This is a genomic window from Salinimicrobium oceani, assembly GCF_012037645.1.
In genome coordinates this window covers 1-627 of record NZ_JAAVJR010000204.1, presented here as the reverse complement: position 1 = coordinate 627, position 627 = coordinate 1, and the positions used below count along the sequence as shown (strand labels likewise).

Annotated in this window: 1 pseudogene; it reads left to right on the top strand. The window is 39.9% G+C overall.

What is annotated here, in order from left to right:
• Positions 1–627 (top strand): annotated as a pseudogene (locus tag HC175_RS16280) (sensor histidine kinase); the annotation flags it as partial.

Genomic DNA, 627 nt, shown 5'->3' with positions numbered 1-627 from the left:
TAATGAATTTGGAGATGTATTTATAGTAAATGATGAGGAAAACTATGAGGTTGTAAAGAAAATACCACGGGCAAGAATTCAGGGAAATACTATTTCATTCCTTAAAGAATACCAGGGTAACCTGATCATTGGCACAGAAAAAGGTTTGACGGTGTATGAGAACGGCAACTCCATTTTTTTAAACAGCGAACAGGGCCTGGAACAGCCGCTGTTAAGTGCTGAAGTGAAAAACGACACCTTATTCCTGGGAAGCAATAATGGGTATTATAAAATAGATCTTAAAGCTGTTACGAATCCTGTGCCCCTGGTAGATCAAATTCAACTGAAGGACATCTTTATTAACAACAGTGAATTTTCTTCGGGAGCTGCGCTTGGTGAGGAGAAATTGAACCTGGCGCATAATGAAAATACGGTATTGCTGAAATTCAGTACCAATGCACATCCTTTTCCGCATAAATTAAAATATCAATACCGGTTAAATCCAAAGGAGGACTGGAGCCTACCTTCTTCAAATCCCGAAATATTCCTGCCGTTTTTACCCGCCAATAATTATGAGGTAGCAGTAAAAGTGCTGGATGAAAGCACCGGTTTAAGTTATTCCCAGCCCCTCCTTGAGATGTCTGTTCT